Source organism: Streptomyces stelliscabiei, from assembly GCF_014873495.1.
Classification (GTDB): domain Bacteria; phylum Actinomycetota; class Actinomycetes; order Streptomycetales; family Streptomycetaceae; genus Streptomyces; species Streptomyces bottropensis.
Genome location: NZ_JADBGF010000001.1, coordinates 3647162 through 3668023, shown reverse-complemented (window position 1 = coordinate 3668023; position 20862 = coordinate 3647162). Strand labels below are relative to the sequence as shown.

Genomic DNA, 20862 nt, shown 5'->3' with positions numbered 1-20862 from the left:
GTACGATGCTTTGATGTCCCTCCCCAAAGCTGAACTGCACCTGCACATCGAAGGCACCCTGGAGCCGGAGCTGGCGTTCGCGCTGGCCGCCCGGAACGGGGTGGCGCTGCCGTACGCGGACACGGACGCGCTCCGCACGGCGTACGAGTTCGAGGATCTGCAGTCCTTCCTGAACCTGTACTACGAGCTGATGGCCGTCCTGCGCACCGAGCGGGACTTCGCCGACCTCGCCGACGCCTATCTGGCCCGCGCCGCCGCCCAGGGCGTACGGCACGCGGAGATCTTCTTCGATCCGCAGGCCCACCTCGCGCGCGGTGTCGGGATGGGGACGGTCGTCGAGGGGCTGTGGCGGGCGCTGGGCAGGAGCGAGGAGACGCACGGGATCTCCACCCAGCTGATCATGTGCTTCCTGCGCGACGAGTCCGCCGCGTCGGCCCTCGACACCCTGGAGGCCGCGAAGCCGTATCTCGACCGGATCGTCGGGATCGGGCTGGACTCCGCCGAGGTCGGGCATCCGCCGGTCAAGTTCCGTGAGGTGTACGAGGCGGCCGCCGCGCTGGGGCTGCGGCGGGTCGCGCACGCGGGGGAGGAGGGGCCGCCGGAGTACATCACCGAGGCCCTCGACGTCCTCGGTGTCGAACGTGTCGACCACGGCCTGCGGTGCATGGAGGACCCGGCCCTCGTCGAGCGGCTGGTACGGGACCGGATCCCGCTGACGCTGTGCCCGTTGTCGAACGTCCGGCTGCGGACCGTCGACACGCTCGCCGACCACCCGCTGCCCGCCATGCTCGACGCGGGCCTGCTCTGCACGGTCAACTCCGACGACCCGGCCTACTTCGGCGGCTACGCCGGCGACAACTTCGACGCCGTGGGGCGCACGCTGGGTCTCGGCGAGGAGCGGCTGCGCGAACTGGCCCGCAACTCCTTCACCGCCTCCTTCCTGGAGCACGACGAGGAGCGGCGGGCCCGGTATCTCGCCGAGGTGGACGCCTACGAGTTCGGGTGAGGGGCGACGCCGTCAGGCCGAACGGCGGAAGCCGATCGTGGGGACGGCCCGGCGCAGCGGCCAGGGGCTGACGTGGTCCTTCGGCAGGAGGTCCGCCAGGAAGGCGTACCGGCGCAGTGCTGCGGGGTCCTGGTCCTCCAGTGACCGCACCCGGTGCCACCACGCGGCCAGTTCCGACCAGCCGGGGGCGGACAGCGAACCGCCGAACTCCTGGACCGACAGCGCGGCGGTCAGACCGGCGAAGGCCAGCCGGTCCGCGAGGGGCCAGTCGGCGAGGGTGCCGGTGACGAAGCCGGCGACGAACACGTCACCCGCGCCCGTGGGGTCCAGGGCCTCCACGGCGATGGCCGGCACCTCCGCCGTCTCGCCGGTCCGGCCGTCCACGGCGTACGCGCCCTCCGCGCCGAGGGTCACCACGGCCACCGGGACGTGGTCGGTGAGGGCGCGGGCGGCGGCCCGGGGGCAGTCGGCGCCGGTGTAGCGCATCGCCTCGGCGGCGTTGGGCAGGAACGCCTCGCAGTGGGCGAGATCGGGCAGGGCCGCCAGGTCCCAGGCACCGGTCTCGTCCCAGCCGACGTCCGCGAAGACCCGGGTGCCCTCGCTCGCGGCGCGCACGATCCAGGGGGCGCGCACGCCGGGCGTGAGGGAGGCGACGGCGGCGCGGGCGTGCGGCGGGTACTCCGGCTCGGACTGCTCCGGGGGTGCCGCGTGGCCGTGGGAGACCATGGTGCGTTCGCCCTCGTAGGCCATGGAGACCGTGACCGGGGAGTGCCAGCCGAGGACCGTGCGGGAGGCGGAGAGGTCGATGCCCTCGCCCTGTTCCAGGGCGTCCCAGCAGTACTCGCCGTAGTGGTCGTCGCCGAAGGCCGCCGCGAGGGAGGTTTTCAGGCCCAGCCGGGCCAGGGCCGTGGCCATGTTGGCCACGCCGCCGGGGCTCGATCCCATGCCGCGGGCCCAGGACTCCGTGCCGCGCACCGGGGCGGAGTCGAGGCCGGTGAAGATGATGTCGAGGAAGACGGTGCCGGTCAGGTAGACGTCCCAGGGCGGGTCGTCCGGTGCTCTCAGGGACCTCAGCGGGTCCACCTGGTGCCGGTGCGGTCGCTCTCCCCTGAACGCGGTCACGATGTGCTCCCTGGCGTGGTGCGGATCCAGTAAGTCTGCACCAAGTGCTCCGCTGGGGGGCGGGGGGCGCGGGGTGGGCCCTGGGTGTGTGGTGCGGGTGGGGGCGTTCTGCGGGGGCTGCCGCCCCTGTGACCCCGCAGAACGCCTTTCGGATCGGTCCCTTCCGGATTCTGGCGGCCGCGGGTGCGTGGGGGTTGCTCGCGCGGTTCCCCGCGCCCCTGAGAGGCACGGGCTGCGCCCGGCGCCTTTCAGGCCCGCGGCCCTACGTCTTCAGGCCGCAGCCCGGCGCTCTCAGGCCCGCTGGGCCTGGTGCTTTCAGGGGCGCGGGGAACTGCGCGAGAAGCCCCACCGGGCCGCGGCCGACGAACGACCCACCGCCGCTACCAGCGAGGCACTCGCGGTGTCACCCACCCCGGTTCGGCGACCCGCATCGCCGCCGCGTCGTCGCGGTCCCTGAGGGCGCCGTCGTCGTTCAGCCAGCGGCGGTGCAGGCGGTCCAGCTGGTCGCGGTCGAGTTCGACGCCCAGTCCGGGCGCGTCCGAGACCCGGACCGCCCCGTTCTCGAACGTGAGCCGGGAGGTGAGGACGTCCTCCGACTGCCAGGGGTAGTGGGAGTCGCAGGCGTGGTGGAGGTCGGGGACCGTGGACGCCACGTGCGTCATCGCCGCCAGGCTGATCCCCAGATGCGTGTTGGAGTGCATGGACACCGCGACACCGAACGCCCGGCAGATCGCGGCGAGTTCACGCGTGCTGCGCAGCCCGCCCCAGTAGTGGTGGTCGGAGAGGACGACCTGCACGGCCCCCTTGGTGAACGCCTCCTCGATCTCCGCGACGGTCGTCACGCACATGTTGGTGGCCAGCGGCACGGACGTCCCCGCGGCCACCTCGGCCATCGCGGGCGTTCCGAGCGCCGGGTCCTCCAGGTATTCGAGGACGTCGGCCAGCGCGTCCGCGACCTTGAGGGAAGTCGCCACGGACCAGGCCCCGTTGGGGTCCAGCCGCAGCGGGTGCCCGGGGAACGCCTCGGCCAGCGCGCGAACCGCCGCGATCTCCTCGTCCGGCGGGAAGACACCCCCCTTGAGTTTGAACGACGTGAACCCGTACCGCTCCTTGAACTTCCGGGCCTGCTCCACGACCCCGGCCGGGTCCACGGCCGCTCCCCAGTCGTCCTTCTCGCAGGAAACGCCCTCGGGATGCTCCGCCCACCTGTAGAAGAGGTACGCGCTGTACTCCACGCGGTCGCGCACCTTCCCGCCGAGCAGCGCGTGCACGGGCAGCCCCAGTGCCTTGCCGAGCGCGTCGAGGCAGGCGACCTCGAACCCCGACACGACCGACAGCCGCAGCTTGTCGGCGGTCTGGACACCGCGCAGCCCGCCCACGTCGACCTGCCCGGAGACCCGTGCCCCGTCGACCGCCACCTCGTCGGCGAGAGCGGACAGCCCGTTCAGATCGCCGACCGGCCGGCCGACCAGCTTCTCGGCGAACGGCCGTGCCAGCTCCAGGTACTTGGTGTCGCCGTACGTCTCACCGACTCCCGTGGTCCCGTCGGCGGTGACGACCTCCACGATGAGCCGGGGGGTGTACGGCTGGTGCACGCCCTGCGTGTTCAGCAGCGGCGGGTCGGCGACCAGGATCGGGGTCAGCCGGACCTCGGTGATGGTCAGGTCGCGGGTCACAGGGCGGCTCCTGCGGTCGGGACGGCGGACGCGGCGGGGGCGGAGGTGAGGCCGCCGACGAGGTCGAGGCCCTCTGCGAGCAGCTTCTCCAGGTCCGCGAGGTCGGCGGGCGAGGGGTCGGTGAGCGGGGCGCGTACGGGGCCGACGGGACGGCCGCGCAGCCGGGCCGCCGCCTTGACCAGCGAGACCGCGTACCCGGGCCGGCGGTCGCGCAGCTCGACGAGCGGGACGTAGAACCCGCGGAGCAGCCGGTCCACCGCCGTGTCGTCGCCGCGGCGCAGCGCGTCGAAGAAGGCGCCGGCGATCTCGGGCGCGAAGGCGTGCACGGCGGAGGAGTAGGCGGGGACGCCGACGGCGGCGTACGCGCGGGCCTGGATCTCGGCGGTGGAGGCACCGTTGAAGAAGAGGAAGTCCGCGGGGGCGGCGAGGGTGAGGCGCTGGAGCCGGTCGAGGTCGCTGTGGCCGTCCTTGAGGCCGACGACGTGCGGGATCCGGGCGATCCTCCGCAGCGCATCGGCGGTGAACGCGACCTGGCCGCGCTGGTAGGCGACGAGCGGCAGCCGGGTGCGGGCGGCGATCTCCTCCAGCTGCCGGACCAGGCCCTCCTGCGGGGCGGCGACCAGGTAGTGCGGCAGCACGAGCAGGGCGTCGGCGCCCGCCTCCTCGGCGATCCGCGCGAACCGTACGGCCTGCGCCCAGCCGTAGCCGATGCCCGCGACGACGGGCACCCGGCCGGCCGTGACCTCCACGGCGGCGGTCACGACCTGCCGGTACTCGTCCTCGTCGAGCGAGAAGAACTCACCGGTGCCGCAGGCGGGGAAGACGGCGCCGGGGCCGGTGGCGACCTGCGCGTCGAGGTGCGCGCGGAAGCCGTCGAGGTCGAGGGAGAGGTCGGAGCCGAAGCTGGTGAGCGGGAACGACAGGACGCCCTGCGTCATGCCGTGCCGCAGCCGCCGGACCGCGTCCGTGAAGCGGTCCGTGACCGGGTCGTTCCCCGGTTCGGCCGCCGAGTCCGTGTCGAGGCCCACGCGCATCATCTTCCTATGGAGACGTCATCTATGTATGAAGATGGAGATTAGGTAAGTGAACGAGGGGCGTCAAGAGACGCCACCGGCGTGCGGCGCGGCCCCGCATACGATCGGCCCATGGCGGAGACAGACGGCGCCGGGGGCGTCCGCGAGGTGAAATCGGCGGCCCGTACGGTCGAGGTGCTGGAACTTCTCGCCGCGCGCGGCGACCGCCCCGCCCGCCTCCAGGAACTGGCGGACGAGCTGGGGGTCCCGCGCAGCTCGATGTACGCCCTGCTGCGGACCCTGATCGACCGGGGCTGGGTCCGCACCGACACCACCGGCTCCCTCTACGGCATCGGTATCCGCGCCCTGCTCACCGGCACCAGCTACCTGGACTCCGACCCGCGCGTACGCGCCGTACGGCCCTATCTCGACGAGGCGTCCGAGGCGCTGGGGGAGACCATCCACCTCGCCCGTCTCGACGGCACGGACGTCGCCTACCTGGCCACCCGCGAGTCCCACGAGTACCTGCGCACGATCAGCCGCGTGGGCCGCCGCCTGCCCGCCCACGCCGGCGCCCTCGGCAAGGCCCTCCTCGCCGAACGCCCCGACAGCGACCTCCCCGAGGGCCCCTACGAGGCGCTCACCCCGCACACCCGCACCACCCGCGACGCCCTCGCCGCCGACCTCGCCGGTGTCCGCGCCCGCGGCTACGCCGTCGACCGCGAGGAGGGCGTCACCGGCATCGTCGGCTTCGGCTTTGCCCTGCGCACCGACACCCCGGCCGAGGACGCCGTCAGCTGCTCGGTCCCGGTCGCCCGCCTGACCCCGGAGCACGAGCGGCGGATCGTGGACGTCATGCGGGAGATCCGCGCGAAGATCGAGGCGACCACCCCGGGAGGGGCGGGGGCGCCGGTCTGGCGCTGAAGGCCGGGGCCGGCCCCGAGCGGCCCCGGAAAAGCCCTACAGCACTGTCACCGCCGCGTCGTACCCTGGAAGAAGGGGCGACACCAGCCCCACCGCGTCAAGGAGGAACCGCGGCCCCAGAGCCGGCTCATGACTCAGACACCCACAGCTCACACCCCCGCGCAGGGCAAGGCGAGAGCACAGTTCACCGTCCCCGCGGCGCACCCCATGGTGACCGTGCTGGGTTCCGGCGACTCCCTCCTGCGCGTGATCGAGAAGGCCTTCCCGGCGGTCGACATCCATGTCCGGGGCAATGAGATCAGCGCGGTCGGCGACGCCCCCGAAGTCGCCCTCGTCCAGCGCATGTTCGACGAGATGATGCTGGTGCTCCGCACCGGACAGCCGATGACGGAGGACGCAGTGGAACGCTCGATCGCCATGCTGAGAGCGAGCGAGAACGGGAAGAGCGACGGCCAGGAGACCCCGGCCGAGGTGCTGACGCAGAACATCCTGTCCTCGCGTGGCCGCACGATCCGCCCCAAGACGCTCAACCAGAAGCGGTACGTCGACGCCATCGACAAGCACACCATCGTCTTCGGCATCGGCCCCGCCGGCACCGGCAAGACCTACCTGGCCATGGCCAAGGCCGTCCAGGCCCTGCAGTCCAAGCAGGTCAACCGCATCATCCTGACCCGCCCGGCGGTCGAGGCCGGCGAGCGCCTGGGCTTCCTGCCCGGCACGCTCTACGAGAAGATCGACCCCTACCTGCGCCCGCTGTACGACGCGCTGCACGACATGCTGGACCCGGACTCGATCCCGAGGCTGATGGCCGCCGGGACGATCGAGGTCGCGCCGCTCGCCTACATGCGGGGAAGAACGCTGAACGACGCCTTCATCATCCTCGACGAGGCCCAGAACACCTCGCCCGAGCAGATGAAGATGTTCCTCACCCGCCTCGGCTTCGACTCGAAGATCGTCATCACCGGTGACGTGACCCAGGTCGACCTGCCGAACGGCACGAAGTCCGGTCTGCGTCAGGTCCAGGACATCCTGGAGGGCCTGGACGACGTGCACTTCTCCCGGTTGTCGTCGCAGGATGTCGTACGGCACAAGCTCGTCGGCCGTATCGTCGACGCGTACGAGAAGTACGACAGCGAGCACGGCACCGAGAACGGCGGCCACCAGGGCGGCCGGGGCAGGCGGTCCGGGCCCAAGGGGAAGTAGACAGACACCGCACCATGTCGATCGACGTCAACAACGAGTCCGGAACCGAGGTCGACGAGCAGGCGATCCTCGACATCGCCCGCTACGCGCTGACACGGATGCGCATCCACCCCCTCTCCGAGCTGTCGGTGATCGTGGTGGACACGGACGCCATGGAGCAGCTGCACATCCAGTGGATGGACCTCCCCGGTCCGACCGATGTCATGTCCTTCCCGATGGACGAGCTGCGTCCGCCGTCGAAGGACGACGACGAGCCGCCGCAGGGCCTGCTCGGTGACATCGTGCTGTGCCCCGAGGTCGCCGAGAAGCAGGGCAGGGAAGCGGACACGCAGCACTCCATGGACGAGGAGCTCCAGCTCCTCACCGTCCACGGGGTGCTGCACCTGCTGGGCTACGACCACGAGGAGCCCGACGAGAAGGCCGAGATGTTCGGCCTGCAGGCCGCCATCGTGGACGGCTGGCGCGCGGAGAAGGGCTTCACCGGCCCCTCCCCGGCACCGACCGTGTCATGAGCGCGACTCTCATCGCGGGTGCCGTCGCCCTGGTGGTCGTCGCCTGGCTCGCCGCCTGCGCGGAGGCGGGCCTCGCGCGCGTCTCCAGCTTCCGTGCCGAGGAGGCCGTACGGTCCGGGCGGCGCGGCAGCGCGAAGCTCGCCCAGATCTCGGCCGACCCGACCCGCTATCTGAACCTCGCGCTGCTGGTGCGGGTGGCCTGCGAGATGGCCGCCGCCGCGCTGGTCACCTACGCCTGCCTGCAGGCGTTCGACAGGACCTGGCAGTCCCTGGCCGTCGCCATCGCCGTGATGGTCCTCGTCAGCTATGTGGCCGTCGGGGTCTCGCCCCGCACCATCGGCCGCCAGCACCCCATGAACACGGCCACGGCGGCGGCGTACGTGCTGCTGCCGCTGGCCCGGGTCCTGGGGCCCATTCCCTCGCTCCTGATCCTCATCGGCAACGCTCTGACGCCCGGCAAGGGCTTCCGGCGCGGCCCGTTCGCCTCCGAGGCCGAACTGCGCGCGCTGGTCGACCTGGCCGAGAAGGAGTCGCTGATCGAGGCGGAGGAGCGCCGCATGGTGCACTCGGTCTTCGAGCTGGGCGACACCCTCGTCCGCGAGGTGATGGTCCCGCGCACCGACCTGGTCGCCATCGAGCGCTACAAGACCATCCGTCAGGCCCTCACCCTCGCCCTGCGCTCGGGTTTCTCGCGCATACCGGTCACCGGTGAGAACGAGGACGACATCGTCGGGATCGTGTACCTGAAGGACCTGGCCCGCAAGACACACATCAGCCGGGACGCCGAGAGCGAACTGGTGTCCACGGCCATGCGCCCCGCCGTCTTCGTCCCCGACACGAAGAACGCCGGCGACCTGCTCCGCGAGATGCAGCAGGAGCGCAACCACGTCGCCGTCGTCATCGACGAGTACGGCGGCACCGCCGGGATCGTCACCATCGAGGACATCCTGGAGGAGATCGTCGGCGAGATCACCGACGAGTACGACCGCGAACTCCCGCCCGTCGAGGACCTCGGCGAGGACCGCTACCGCGTCACCGCCCGCCTGGACATCACCGACCTCGGGGAGCTGTACGGCCTGGAGGCCTACGACGACGAGGACGTGGAGACCGTGGGCGGCCTCCTCGCCAAGGCCCTGGGCCGTGTCCCCATCGCCGGTGCCTCCTCGGTCGTCGCCCTGCCGGACGAGCGCGAACTGCGCCTCACGGCGGAGGCCGCGGCCGGCCGCCGGAACAAGATCGTCACGGTGCTGGTGGAGCCGATCGGTCCCGCCGAGGCGCCGGAGGGGGAGAAGAAGTCCGAGTGACCCCACAGGAGTTGCGTACCTTCTGCCTCTCCTTCCACGAGGCCGTCGAGGACTTTCCCTTCCGTCCGGAGATCTCCGTCTTCAAGGTGCTCGGCAAGATGTTCGCCCTCAGCTGGACGGACCAGCGTCCCCTCAAGGTCAACCTCAAGTGCGACCCCGAGGACGCGGTCCGGCTCCGCACCGAACACCCCGGCCTCATCGCCCCCGGCTACCACATGAACAAACGCCACTGGAACACCGTGACCCTCGACGGCGACCTCCCCGACCACCTCGCCAGGGAACTGATCGAGGACTCGTACGACCTGGTGGTGGCGGGCCTGCCCCGGGCGGAACGGCTCCGTCTCGACCGGCCCTGAACACACCCCGTGGCGTGGTGGGCGGCCCCGGTCTCCGTATGCTCGGCTCATGACCGACAGCAGCGCGCTCGACCCCGAGGACCGCAAGATCGTGACCCTGGCCCGTTCCGCGCGGGCCCGCAACGCCGTGCCGGAGGGGGCGGCCGTCCGCGACGAGACGGGCCGTACCTATGTCGCCGGGACCGTGGCCCTCGACTCCCTGCGGCTGAGCGCGCTGCGCACGGCCGTCGCCATGGCGGTGGCCTCCGGCGCCACGTCCCTGGAGGCGGCGGCAGTGGTGACCGCCGCCGACACCGTCTCCGACGAGGACCGGGCCGCCGTACGGGACCTCGGCGGCCCGAAGACCCCGGTGCTCCTGGCCGGACCGGACGGGTCGGTACGCACGACGCTGACGGCGGGCTGAGTACGGGCCCGGAGTCGCCCGTCCTAGCGTGTTACGGCCGGTAACAGTCCGCCGAGCTGCGGGAGAACTCATGCGCGGGCGAGTGGACACCGGGCCCGGCCACCGGTGAAACCGTGCGGGGCGGGACAGATCGGCCCACCCGCGCGGCCCGACGGGCGAGCCGGCCGGTGTCGCCGGCGAACGGGTTCGGCCACTTTCGACGGCCCCGGCACAACCGGCGGACCGTCTCTTGCAATCTTGGGCCGCCCGCGTCTCAATGGAGCCGTTCTCCTGGCGGACCGTCATATTCCGCCGCGCGGCCGCGCATTGCACCTCCCCCACATGGCAACGCCCGTACCGGGACGTACGGGGCTCCCCCATGCCCCCGTGCGCCGTCCCGTACCAGGGAAGGGAATTCGCTCGATGAGACGCATACGACTCGGAGCCGCCTCGGCACTCGTGGCGGGGACGCTGGCCGTCACCGGCCTCGCGCTCGCCCCCACCGCCGTGGCCGTCACCCCTGACGTCGCGACGATCAACGCCAGCTGCACGATCGGCGGTTCCGGAGTGGCCACGCTCACGGCCACGCAGGACGGCACCTCCGCGACCGTCACCGTCACCTCCGAGGAGATCACCGCGCCGATCGCCCTCGCCGAGGACTCCATCCAGTCCACGCTCACTTTCGTGAACGCGAGCGGCGGCACCGTCGCCTTCACCGGCACCGAGAACCCGGCGCTGGCCGCCGGGGACGGCGTGGAGGTCGGGCCCCTGACCGGCACCGTCGCTCCCGGGGACTCGCTGGAGGCCTTCGGCGGCTCGCTGCAGATGGTGATCTTCGGATTCCCGGTGACCTGCACCGCCGGCGCGGCCCAGTCGCCGGGGCCGTTCGTCTTCGACTGAACCGCCGCACGCACCTGAATCACGGGTGAAGGGGTGGTGCCGCCCACCGGCGGCACCACCCCTTCACCCGCTGTTCCGCCCGCTCAGAGCGCGTCGGGACCCCGCTCGCCCGTCCGCACCCGTACGACCGTCTCCACCGGCAGCGCCCACACCTTGCCGTCGCCGATCTTCCCGGTGTGGGCGGCCTTCACGATCGCGTCGATCACGGCGTCCGAGTCGGCGTCCTCGACGACGATCTCGATCCGGACCTTGGGGACGAGGTCCACCTGGTACTCGGCGCCCCGGTACACCTCGGTGTGACCGCGCTGTCGGCCGTAGCCGCTGGCCTCGCTGACGGTCAGACCGTGCACGCCCATCTCCTGCAGGGCGGTCTTGACCGCGTCGAGGCGGTACGGCTTGACGATCGCGGTGATGAGCTTCATGCCTTGGCCTTCTGCGTGGAGGACGGGGAGGACGTCGAGGACGATGACGAGACGGACGCGCCGACCGGGGCGCCATGGCCCAGGACGCCGTGATCGTATGCCGTCTCGGCGTGCACCGTAAGGTCGAGGCCGGTGTGCTCGTGCTCCTCCTCCGCGCGGAATCCCAGCACCTTGTCGATCAGCTTCCCGACGCCGTACGTGACGAGGAAGGCGTACGCCCCGACGGCGGCCACGGCCACCAACTGCCTGCCGAGCTGGGCGAGTCCGCCGCCGTGGAGCAGACCCTCGGGTCCGCCGGTCATCGACTCCACGGCGAAGACGCCGATCAGGACCGTGCCGACGACCCCGCCGACCAGATGGACCCCGACGACGTCGAGGGAGTCGTCGTAGTTCAGCCGGAACTTCCAGCCCACCGCGTAGGAGCAGACGACGCCCGCGGCCAGGCCGATGACGAGTGCGCCGAGCAGGGAGACCGAGCCGCAGGACGGGGTGATGGCGACGAGACCGGCGACCGCGCCGGAGGCCGCGCCCAGTGTCGTCGGGTGTCCGTCGCGCTTCTGCTCCACGAAGAGCCAGCCGAGCAGGCCGGTGCAGCCGGCGGACAGGGTGTTGAGGAACGCGGCGGCGGCCAGCCCGTTGGCGCCGAGCGCGGAGCCGGCGTTGAAGCCGAACCAGCCGAACCAGAGCAGGCCCGCGCCCAGCATGACCATCGGCAGGTTGTGCGGTCGCATCGCGTCCTTCTTGAACCCGAGCCGCGGTCCGAGGACCAGGCACAACGCCAGGCCGGAGGCGCCGGAGGTGACCTCGACCGGCAGGCCGCCCGCGAAGTCGAGGGCGCCGAGGCCGTCGAGGATCCAGCCGCCCGGCCCCCACACCCAGTGGGCGACCGGAACGTATACGAGCAGCGTCCACACCGGCACGAAGACCAGCCAGGCCCCGAACTTCGCCCGGTCCGCGATCGCGCCGCTGATCAGCGCGGCCGTGATGACCGCGAAGGTGAGCTGGAAGGTGGCGAAGAGGAGGGTCGGGACGGTGCCGTGGACGTCGGTGGGGCCGAGGTCGGCCATGCCGAGGTGGTCGAGACCGCCGATGAGACCGCCGAAGGCGTCGTCCCCGAAGGCGAGCGAATACCCGGCGGCCAGCCACACGACGGTGACCAGCGCGATCGACACGAAGCTCATCATCAGCATGTTGAGGACGCTCTTCGTCCTGACCATGCCGCCGTAGAAGAGGGCCAGGCCGGGGGTCATCAGCAGGACGAGGGCGGTGGCGGCGAGCAGCCAGGCGGTGTCGCCGCTGTCGACGGCCGGTGAGGCGAGGGACGCGGCGATCGGCGTGGCGAGTGGCGCGGCGAGGGTCACGGTCGGCACGGCCTTTCTCTGGCGGGGCGGGGGCTCGTCAGAGGGTGATCGGCGTGCGTTTCCGGACGCGTACAGGTGTGTTTCGGTGACGTTTCGTTGCGTGGGGGTTTCGGAAAACTCACCGTCGGTGCCGGGTGCGGTGGGACTCCGTGGATCAGGGAGAATGGGCGCCATGAGCGTCCGTACCCAGTCATCCGAGCAGCCGGCCGAGGCCGCCCACCGCGCCGGCTTCGCCTGCTTCGTGGGCCGCCCCAACGCGGGCAAGTCCACCCTCACGAACGCTCTGGTCGGCCAGAAGGTGGCGATCACGGCGGACCAGCCGCAGACCACACGGCACACCGTACGGGGCATCGTGCACCGGCCGGACGCCCAGCTGATCCTGGTCGACACCCCCGGCCTGCACAAGCCGCGCACGCTGCTGGGCGAGCGCCTCAACGACGTGGTCCGCGCGACGTGGGCCGAGGTCGACGTGATCGGCTTCTGTCTGCCCGCGAACGAGAAGCTCGGCCCGGGTGACCGCTTCATCGCGAAGGAGCTGGCGTCCATCAGGAAGACGCCGAAGATCGCGATCGTCACGAAGACCGACCTCGTCGAGAGCAAGCAGCTCGCCGAGCAGCTGATCGCCATCGACCAGCTCGGCAAGGAGCTGGGCTTCGAGTGGGCCGAGATCGTGCCGGTCTCGGCGGTCGCCGACAAGCAGGTGGATCTGCTGGCCGACCTGCTCGTCCCCCTCCTCCCGGAGGGCCCCGCCCTCTACCCCGAGGGCGACCTCACCGACGAGCCCGAGCAGGTCATGATCGCCGAGCTGATCCGCGAGGCGGCCCTGGAGGGCGTCCGCGACGAGCTGCCGCACTCCATCGCGGTCGTCGTCGAGGAGATGCTGCCCCGCGAGGACCGTCCCGCCGACCGCCCCCTCCTGGACATCCACGCCTTCGTCTACATCGAGCGTCCGAGCCAGAAGGGCATCGTCATCGGCCCCAAGGGCAAGCGCCTGAAGGAGGTCGGCATCAAGTCCCGCAAGCAGATCGAGGCGCTGCTCGGCACCCCGGTCTTCCTGGACCTCCATGTGAAGGTGGCCAAGGACTGGCAGCGGGACCCGCGTCAGCTGCGCAAGCTGGGGTTCTGACAGCGAAGCGGACGAGCGAGGGGTGCCGTGACCCGCACCGGCGCCCCTTTCGTTTACAGCACTGGTCAAGTTTGACTAGAGTGGAGTGATGGGCGAGAAGACGATCCCGATCCTTCCCTGCCGGACACTCCGGCCCGTGCTGGACTTCTACGAGGCCCTCGGCTTCGAGGTGACCTTTCGACAGCGCAGCCCCAACCCGTTCGCGGTGGTCGAGCGGGGTGACATCGAACTCCAGTTCTTCGGACTGAAGGCGTTCGATCCCGCCCGGTCCTTCAGCACGTGCTACGTGATCACGGACGACGTCGACGGCCTCTACACGGCCTTCAGATCCGGGCTCAAGGAGACCTACGGACGGATACCGACCCGGGGACTGCCGCGGCTCGGGCCGCTGAAGGACATGTCGTACGGCGTGCGGCAGTTCCTGCTGACCGACCCGGGCGGCAACTGCGTACGCGTCGGACAGCCCACGAGCGCGGACCAGAGTCACCGGCCCGCCCCGAAGGAGACCTTCGCGCGGGCCCTGCACCACGCGTCCCTGCTGGCCGACTCGAAGGACGATCCGGCGGGCGCGGCGAAGGTGGTCGACCGGGTTCTGGCGATGGCTCAGAAACCCGCGGAGCCCCTGTTGCTGCGGCTGCTCGTGCTGCGGGCCGACGTCGCCGTCCGGCTCGGCGACGAGGAGACGGCGACCGCCGCGCTCGCCCGGGCCGAGGCGGTGCCCCTCACCGCCGCGCAGCGGGAGACGGCCCACGACGCCCTGCTGCGGCTGGCGGACCTGCGGGGCCGGGAGCCGGTGTGAAAGGAGCCGCCGCCCCGGTTCTCCGGGGCGGCGGCGTTCGTCTCGTGCGCGGTCAGGCGACGGTGGGCGTCAGCGCGTCCACCAGGCCGCCGAGGTGTTCCGCAGGGTGTTCGTACCGCAGTGGATCTCACCCATGCCGAGGTGGTACGTCTCCCAGTCGTCGAGGTACGACACCTTCATGCCGGCGCTCGCGTACGCGGCGGTCACCGCCTCGGTGAAGATGTCCTTGCCGCCGATGACGGGACCCCACTGGCGCGGCGCCAGGTAGTGGGTGCGGCTGAGGACGATGCCGTTGACGGCGCCCGGGACGTAGGCGCTGGTCATGACGGAGGGCGCCGGGGCCGCCGGGGAGGCCGCCGCCGAGCTGTCGGGCGTCAGGGCGCCCCGGTCGGCCCGCGGGTCGTCGAGCCGGCGCTGCTGGCCGTACTCCCGTGCCGCGTCCGGGAGTTCGGAGCCGGCGCCGAGGCGGGTCAGGCGGGGGAGACGGATCTTCTCGTCGCCGCCCGACTGCGACTCGCCGACCATCTCCCGGCCCCGGGTGTAGAGGGCCGGGACGCGGACGATCTCGGCGTCCGTGACGCCCGTCTCGCGCTTGAGCACCGCGAGGTTGGCCTCGATGCGGCGCGTGGCGAGGTTGTTGTCGGAGACCAGGTGCTTGGAGCCGAGGGCCTCGGAGATGCTCTCCCAGGGGACGCCCGGCAGGGAGAACATCGACGTCGAACCGTGGCCCGCGGCCTTCGCGTCGCGCAGCAGCTTGAGCCCCGCCTCGGGGTCGGCGATCGCGATCTTCCAGCCGCGCGGGGTGTCGGCGGGCAGGAACTGCACGAACTCGTCGACGTGGCCCACGTGCAGCCAGGAGGTGTCGAGGAACAGCGGGTCCTGCAGCCCCTGCGACTTCAGGAACGTCCGCATCACCTTCGCCGGCTTGGAGCCGGTGTCCGGGCGCTGGCCCATGATGATCCGGCCCGCGGGGAACGAGCGGTCGCCCTGCGCGTACGGCGGAATGGTCTCCAGGTTGCCCATGGAGTTGAGCGTCCACTCCTCCGACTCCTTGGCGCCCGTCACCTGCACGGCACCGATGTTCGGGCCGCGCATCTTCTCGAACAGCTCCCGGCCCGACTCCCGGTCCAGTTGGGCGGAGCGCAGCATCACCCGCATGGCCTGCCGCTTGCCGTTCGTGCCGGTCATGCTGACGTAGGCGGGCTCGACGAAGTCCTGCGCCCAGATGTCGCCGTACTTGGTGAAGTTCACCGTCGGCTGGGTGATGCCGGCGCTCTTGGCCGCCTTGTCCAGGCCCTCGCGGAAGGCACGGTTGAGCTTGCCGTAGTTGCCACCGGAGACCTTGGTGACCAGCATCTGCTGGGCGTTCTGCAGGTGGTGGTGGGTCAGGAGCGGGGCGACCCGCAGAGTGACGGAGTCGGCGGTGGTGCCCTGGGAGGACTTCACGGTCAGCCGGACCCGGGCCGTCCCGTCCCACTTCGCGGTGTCCCGGATGACGTCACGGGCCTCGACGCCGAACTCGACGCCCGCCTTCAGCTCGGCCCGCGAGAGCCGGGTCCTGTCCGTGACGAGCTCCCACTTCGTGCCCCGCTTGACGAAGACCCGGGTCTGCTGGGCGCCCGCCGTGATCTTCACGCTGCCCTGCGCCCCGGCGGGGACGCTCGCCATCGGTACGGACCGCACGCGGGCCAGGTCGGCGGCGTCGGCCGTGCCGTTCACCTTCGTGTCGGAGGCGTCGTTGCAGGCGGCCAGCTTGGCGTCCGAGAGGGGCTTGCCCTTCGGGCCGGTCACCGGGCAGCGCTTGGTGTCGTCGTCGATGTTGGGCAGCATCAGCGCGCCCCGGGCGACGGTCCAGCCGTTCTCGCCGGCGGTGTCGGTGGTGCCGGTGACGTCGACCGTCCCGTCCCGGTTCGTGTCCACGCGCAGATCGGTCGGGGGCGCCCCGGCCGCGAACGCCGAGGGCGCCGCCAGCGAGGGCGTCGCGAGCAGCGTGCCGGACACCGCCAGCACGGCTATCGCCTGCCGTGCGGGGCGGGTTCGGATTGGTCTGGTTGAACGCGTAGGCACAGAGCGTCCCTTCGGCGGCGAGCGTGGTCAGCACTGAAGACGGGGGAAAGGACGGATCCGTTGTCTGTGCACCGGCTGTGAAACGCGTGATCTTCCGCACTCCGCCGGAGTGAGAGGCCGCACTTCACCGGAGCGAGCGGCCGTACTCCGCCGGAGCGAGCGGCCGTACTCCGCCCGCCCGGTCTGCCGCACGCCGCCCGCGCGCCCTACTCCACCGCGCGGATCCGGCCCACGAACACCGCCCCCGCCAGCCCGATCACCGCCGCCACCAGATACAGCGCCCGGTAGCCGCCGAGATAGGTCACGATCGGCGCGGCCAGGACCGGGGCGGCCACCTGGGGCAGGGAGTTGGCCACATTGATGACGCCCAGGTCCTTGCCCCGGTCGAGGGCCTTCGGCAGGACGTCGGTCATGAGGGCGAAGTCCACCGAGGTGAACACCCCGAAGCCCAGGCCGAGGAGGGCCGAGGCGACGATCGTGCCGGGCCAGGTCGGCCACAGGGCGATGACGCCGGTGGCGGCCGCCATCACCATCCCCGACCAGTACACGAACGGCTTGCGCCGCCCCACCCGGTCCGACCACACCCCGGAGACCACCACCGTCGCCAGCAGCGTCGAGGCGTTCACCACCGTGAGGATCAGCACGCCCTCCTCCGGGTCGGGATACCCGACGCGGTCCCGCAGGTAGAACAGCAGGTAGAGCAGGCCGATGCTGTTGCTCAGATTGATCAGGAAGCGCGTCAGCCACGCCCACGCGAAGTCCGGGTGGCGCCGCGGGCTCAGCCAGAAGCCGCCCAGGAACCCCCGCCACGACCACGGCGGGCGGACCGTCGCCGGCAACCGCGGATCCCGGTGCCCCAGCACGTACGGCAACACGCCCACCAGGGTGAACACCGCGCACGCCGCGTACCCGGCGCCGACACCCCCGCCCAGCGTCGCCAGCCCGGTGCCGCCGACCACGCCGAGGATCTGCGCCGCCCCCAACCAGCCGCCCACCGCGCCTCGTTGGAGCCGGGGCACCCGGTCCGGGACCGCCGCCGTGACCGCCGCCCAGGACGCGTTCAGGGTCAGCTGCACCAGACACCAGCCGGCCGTCACGGTCCACAGCCCGCCCGCGCCCGCGAGTAGCAGCAGCGACACCGCCCCGCCCGCCGACCCCACGACGATCCAGGGCGTACGGCGGCCCCAGCGGGACGTCGTCCGGTCCGACAGCGCCCCGAACAGCGGCGTGGCCAGCAGCGAGACGACCGCCCCGGCGCCGGTCACCCACGCCAGCATGGACTCCTTCGACATGCCGGCAGCGGGCGCGAAGTCCTCCGCCTGGGAGGCCAGCAGGATCTGCAGCGGGCCGTACCAGCCCACCCAGATCGCCCCGTTGGCCAGCGCCAGGGCGGAGGTCCAGGCCCCGCCGACCCGCTCGACGGGCTCGGCGAGGGCGTCCGTCGGCCGTGTCGTGGTCATCTTCCGCCCTGGGCCCGCAGCAGGTCCCGGTACCAGGCGTACGAGGCCTTCGGGGTCCGCTCCAGCGTCTCGAAGTCCACGTGGACCAGGCCGAACCTGCGCGCGTATCCCTCGGCCCACTCGAAATTGTCGAGCAGGGACCACACGAAGTAGCCGCGGACGTCGACGCCCGCCTCGGTCGCCTCGTGCAGCGCGCGCACATGGCCGTCGAGGTAGGCGATGCGCTCCTGGTCGTCGACGCCCTCGTAGGAGCAGCCGTTCTCGGTGATGACGACCGGGGGCAGCCGGTCGCCGTAGCGCTCGCGGAAGGTGGTGAGGAGTTCGGTGAGGCCCCCGGGGACGACCGGCCAGCCGAAGTCGGTCGTCGGGGCGCCCTCGATCTCCTTGACCGTGAAGGGGAGTTCGGCCGGGATGGTGATGCCGCCGAACTCGATGTCCGCGCCCTCGGGCGCGCCGACCCGCGTCGGGGCGTAGTAGTTGACGCCGTACCAGTCCAGGGGCTCGGAGATGACCTTCAGGTCGGCCGAGATGTCCGTGCCCGGCATCAACTCCCCGATCCCCTCCGGGTATTCACCGAGGATGATCGGCTCGGCGAAGAGGCGGTTGAGGAGCAGGTCGTAGAAGCCCGCCGCCTCGACGTCCGCCTGCTCCTGCGAGGCCGCCCACGTCGGCCCGTGGGAGTTGGCGATGCCGATGTCCGTGACACCGGCCGCGCGCAGGGCCCGTACGGCCAGGCCGTGGCCCAGCAGCTGGTGGTGGGCGGCCGGGAGCGCGTCGAACATCAGCTGCTTGCCCGGCGCGTGGGTGCCGAGGGCGTGGCCCAGCAGGGTGTGCTCGGCGGGCTCGTTGATGGTGATCCACTTGGTGACGCGGTCGCGGAGCCGGGCGGCCACGACGGAGGCGTACTCGGCGAACCGCTCGGCGGTGTCCCGGTTCAGCCAGCCGCCCGCCTCCTCCAGCGACGAGGGCAGGTCCCAGTGGAAGAGGGTGGGCACCGGCCGCACACCCGCGCCGGCCAGCTCGTCCACCAGGCGGTCGTAGAAGTCCAGGCCGCCCGGGGAGTTCACCCGGGTCCAGGAGACCGAGAAACGGTACGCGCCCACGCCCAGATCGCGCAGGAGGGCCACGTCCTGCGGGTACCGGTGGAAGTGGTCGCAGGCCACCTCCGCCGTCGAGCCGTCCTTGACGTGCCCCGCCTCGGCCGTGAAGGCGTCCCACACGGACGGCTCGCGCTCGGCCGCGGCCCCCTCGATCTGGTGCGCGGAGGTCGAGACGCCCCACAGGAAGTCTGCGGGGAACTGGGGTATCGGGTTCGTCGGGTTCGTCGCCATGGGCGGATCATCCGTACCACTGGTAACGGAAGTCAACGCCCGAGGGTGAAGTGCCCGTTACGCGCCCCCGGCGCCCCTCCCGGGCTGCTCACGCACCCTCCTTGAGCACCCTCGTGATCAGCTCCCGCTGCTCCTGTGTCAGCCCGGGATCCGCGCAGTACGCCGTCCTTCCGTCCACCGTGATCTCGTAACGGAAGCCGTCCGGCACCCCGAACGGCGGCGAGCCCCGGTCGGCCGCGAGCGCGCACTCGGCCAGGGCCCGCCACTCCTCCGCATCGGGCCGTCCGGCGGTGTCCACCACCGCGTGCCGCTCGATGCCCGCGAAACCGCCCGTGCGCCGCACTTCGATACGCATGGGTCATGTCTAGTACGGATCGGGGCCGGACCGCAGCACCGCGTCCTGCGGTGCACCGGGTCCCCCGACGCACCGAGTCCCCGATCCCCGTCCTCACAGCGTCCGCACGCCCACCTGCTCCCAGGCCTTCAGCACCGCCGTCAGCTCGTCGCCCTGCCCGTAGCGGTCCTTCGCGGCCTTCACCGTGAGCGTGGCGAAGTCGACGAAGAGGGCCTGCTTGCTCAGCTCGCCGCCGGTGAGGACGTCGTACCAGATCTGTCCGGCGCGCTCCCAGGCCTGTCCGCCGAGCGCGGTGGCCACGAGGTAGAACGCGTGGTTGGGGATGCCCGAGTTGATGTGGACACCGCCGTTGTCGCGGCCCGTGCGGACGTAGTCGTCCATGGTCGCCGGCTGCGGGTCCTTGCCGAGGACGTCGTCGTCGTACGCCGTGCCCGGGGCCTTCATCGAGCGCAGGGCGGTGCCCGTGACGCGCGGGGCGAGCAGGCCCGCGCCGATCAGCCAGTCCGCCTCGGCGGCGGTCTGGCCGAGCGTGTACTGCTTGATGAGGGCGCCGAAGACGTCCGACATGGACTCGTTGAGCGCGCCCGGTTGCCCGAAGTAGGTCAGGTTCGCCGTGTACTGCGTGACGCCGTGGCTCAGTTCGTGGCCGATGACGTCGATCGGGATGGTGAAGTCGAGGAAGATCTCGCCGTCGCCGTCGCCGAACACCATCTGCTCGCCGTTCCAGAAGGCGTTGTTGTAGTCGCGGTCGTAGTGCACGGTCGCGTCCAGCGGCAGTCCGTTGCCGTCGATCGAGTCGCGCGCGAAGGACTGCCAGAACAGCTCGTACGTGGCACCGAGGCCGGCGTACGCCCGGTTGACCGTGGCGTCCTTGCCGGGCTCGTCGCCCTCGCCGCGCACCTTCCTGCCGGGCAGGTCCGTGCCGTGGCGGGCGTCGTGGATCGTGCGGTGCGGCCGGCCCGTCTCGGCCCCGACGGGCGCGGCGATGCTCGGGGCGCCGATGACCGTGGTCAGACGGCGGTGGGTGCGCTCGAAGGCGTCGCGCTCCAGGGTCCTGCGCGCGGCGTCGGCGAGTGCGGGGTCCTCGGCGCGGGTGAGCTTGTCGAGGACGTGGGGTGGTACGACGGTGCAGAAGACGGGCTCGTGGCCCCCGTTGGTCGTCATGTTCCGCACGATCGCACTCCGTTAGGGGCATGTCACTAGGGGCAACCATGATTGGTGAAATGTCGCCGTATGGGTTGCGAATCGTCACCGCCGTGTTACTGAGGGTTGAGTGTGGGGGTTTCTGTTCGTAGGGGTTCTCGCACGGTTCCCCGCGCCCCCAAGAGGGGCGCGCTGTCGTACCCGGTGTGGCCTTGCGCACCTTTTGTCCGGATCGGTTCCTCGGTCCCGCATACTGATACGACCCCGCGCGGCAGGGACGGCTCGGCTAAGCTGCTCCGCATCATGCGTTTCGGGCTGCTTCTCCTTAGCTGCCGCGGCGAGGGCCTGTAGTCGAGGCCGACCCCCTCCCCGCGGTGCTCTGGCGTTGCGTCGGCCGTCC

20 protein-coding genes are annotated in these 20862 nt (G+C 71.5%); 10 read left to right on the top strand and 10 right to left on the bottom strand.

The window, feature by feature from the left end:
* Positions 1–13: 13 nt before the first annotated feature.
* Positions 14–1006 (top strand): adenosine deaminase, encoded by a 993-nt coding sequence (locus H4687_RS15945; protein ID WP_046914257.1) that lies wholly within the window; start codon positions 14–16, stop codon positions 1004–1006.
* Between the two features lie 12 nt (positions 1007–1018).
* On the opposite strand, the gene H4687_RS15940 is transcribed toward H4687_RS15945, so the two are convergent.
* The 3 genes from H4687_RS15940 to H4687_RS15930 form a co-directional block, all read right to left on the bottom strand.
* On the bottom strand, positions 1019–2128 hold the full coding sequence (locus H4687_RS15940) for a carbohydrate kinase family protein (protein WP_097250198.1): 1110 nt from the start codon (positions 2126–2128) through the stop codon (positions 1019–1021).
* Positions 2129–2508: 380 nt separating this feature from the next.
* Entirely contained in the window at positions 2509–3804 is a 1296-nt protein-coding gene (locus H4687_RS15935; RefSeq protein WP_046915115.1) for a glucarate dehydratase family protein, read from the bottom strand.
* Positions 3801–4838 carry a 5-dehydro-4-deoxyglucarate dehydratase gene (locus H4687_RS15930; RefSeq protein ID WP_078907152.1) on the bottom strand — a complete coding sequence of 346 codons (1038 nt, stop codon included), beginning with the start codon at positions 4836–4838 and terminating at the stop codon, positions 3801–3803. Before H4687_RS15930 ends, H4687_RS15935 begins: the two co-directional genes overlap by 4 nt.
* A gap of 111 nt (positions 4839–4949) precedes the next feature.
* Between H4687_RS15930 and H4687_RS15925 the strand changes: the two genes are divergently transcribed.
* The 7 genes from H4687_RS15925 (at position 4950) to H4687_RS15895 (ending at position 10398) form a co-directional block, all read left to right on the top strand.
* Positions 4950–5741, top strand: a complete 792-nt coding sequence (locus tag H4687_RS15925; protein WP_046915114.1) for an IclR family transcriptional regulator — start codon at positions 4950–4952, stop codon at positions 5739–5741.
* A 129-nt stretch (positions 5742–5870) separates the two neighbouring features.
* Entirely contained in the window at positions 5871–6944 is a 1074-nt protein-coding gene (locus H4687_RS15920; protein WP_046915113.1) for a PhoH family protein, read from the top strand.
* A gap of 14 nt (positions 6945–6958) precedes the next feature.
* Positions 6959–7456, top strand: coding sequence for an rRNA maturation RNase YbeY (ybeY, locus tag H4687_RS15915; protein WP_046915112.1), 498 nt, complete (start codon positions 6959–6961; stop codon positions 7454–7456).
* Positions 7453–8760, top strand: a complete 1308-nt coding sequence (locus H4687_RS15910) for a hemolysin family protein (RefSeq protein WP_046915111.1) — start codon at positions 7453–7455, stop codon at positions 8758–8760. Before ybeY ends, H4687_RS15910 begins: the two co-directional genes overlap by 4 nt.
* Positions 8757–9116 carry an MmcQ/YjbR family DNA-binding protein gene (locus H4687_RS15905; protein ID WP_046915110.1) on the top strand — a complete coding sequence of 120 codons (360 nt, stop codon included), beginning with the start codon at positions 8757–8759 and terminating at the stop codon, positions 9114–9116. The genes H4687_RS15910 and H4687_RS15905 overlap by 4 nt, the downstream gene beginning before the upstream one ends.
* 49 nt (positions 9117–9165) lie before the next feature.
* A complete protein-coding gene (locus H4687_RS15900; RefSeq protein ID WP_046915109.1) occupies positions 9166–9519 on the top strand; it encodes a cytidine deaminase in 354 nt (117 codons plus the stop codon).
* A gap of 402 nt (positions 9520–9921) precedes the next feature.
* A complete protein-coding gene (locus tag H4687_RS15895; RefSeq protein WP_005479225.1) occupies positions 9922–10398 on the top strand; it encodes a hypothetical protein in 477 nt (158 codons plus the stop codon).
* Positions 10399–10481: 83 nt separating this feature from the next.
* Here the strand turns inward: H4687_RS15895 and H4687_RS15890 are convergent, their stop codons facing one another.
* Together H4687_RS15890 and H4687_RS15885 are read right to left on the bottom strand one after the other, a co-directional pair.
* On the bottom strand, positions 10482–10820 hold the full coding sequence (locus H4687_RS15890) for a P-II family nitrogen regulator (protein ID WP_046915108.1): 339 nt from the start codon (positions 10818–10820) through the stop codon (positions 10482–10484).
* Positions 10817–12181, bottom strand: coding sequence for an ammonium transporter (locus tag H4687_RS15885; protein ID WP_404819311.1), 1365 nt, complete (start codon positions 12179–12181; stop codon positions 10817–10819). The genes H4687_RS15890 and H4687_RS15885 overlap by 4 nt, the downstream gene beginning before the upstream one ends.
* Before the next feature lie 163 nt (positions 12182–12344).
* On the opposite strand from H4687_RS15885, the gene era reads away from it, so the two are divergent.
* Complete coding sequence (gene era / locus H4687_RS15880; protein WP_005479218.1) at positions 12345–13307, top strand: GTPase Era; 963 nt, start codon at positions 12345–12347, stop codon at positions 13305–13307.
* An 88-nt stretch (positions 13308–13395) separates the two neighbouring features.
* On the top strand, positions 13396–14106 hold the full coding sequence (locus H4687_RS15875; RefSeq protein ID WP_046915106.1) for a bleomycin resistance protein: 711 nt from the start codon (positions 13396–13398) through the stop codon (positions 14104–14106).
* A 69-nt stretch (positions 14107–14175) separates the two neighbouring features.
* On the opposite strand, the gene H4687_RS15870 is transcribed toward H4687_RS15875, so the two are convergent.
* The 5 genes from H4687_RS15870 to H4687_RS15850 all read right to left on the bottom strand — a co-directional run bounded on the left by H4687_RS15870 (position 14176) and on the right by H4687_RS15850 (position 20483).
* Positions 14176–16116 (bottom strand): protein-arginine deiminase domain-containing protein, encoded by a 1941-nt coding sequence (locus tag H4687_RS15870; RefSeq protein WP_046915105.1) that lies wholly within the window; start codon positions 16114–16116, stop codon positions 14176–14178.
* A gap of 263 nt (positions 16117–16379) precedes the next feature.
* On the bottom strand, positions 16380–17633 hold the full coding sequence (locus H4687_RS15865) for an MFS transporter (RefSeq protein ID WP_046915104.1): 1254 nt from the start codon (positions 17631–17633) through the stop codon (positions 16380–16382).
* Complete coding sequence (locus H4687_RS15860; RefSeq protein ID WP_046915103.1) at positions 17630–18964, bottom strand: GH1 family beta-glucosidase; 1335 nt, start codon at positions 18962–18964, stop codon at positions 17630–17632. The genes H4687_RS15865 and H4687_RS15860 overlap by 4 nt, the downstream gene beginning before the upstream one ends.
* Positions 18965–19052: 88 nt before the next feature.
* The gene (locus tag H4687_RS15855) at positions 19053–19319 is read right to left on the bottom strand and encodes a protealysin inhibitor emfourin (protein WP_046915102.1); all 267 of its coding nucleotides are present in this window, start codon (positions 19317–19319) and stop codon (positions 19053–19055) included.
* Positions 19320–19412: 93 nt separating this feature from the next.
* On the bottom strand, positions 19413–20483 hold the full coding sequence (locus tag H4687_RS15850; protein WP_046915117.1) for a M4 family metallopeptidase: 1071 nt from the start codon (positions 20481–20483) through the stop codon (positions 19413–19415).
* Between the last annotated feature and the right edge of the window lie 379 nt (positions 20484–20862).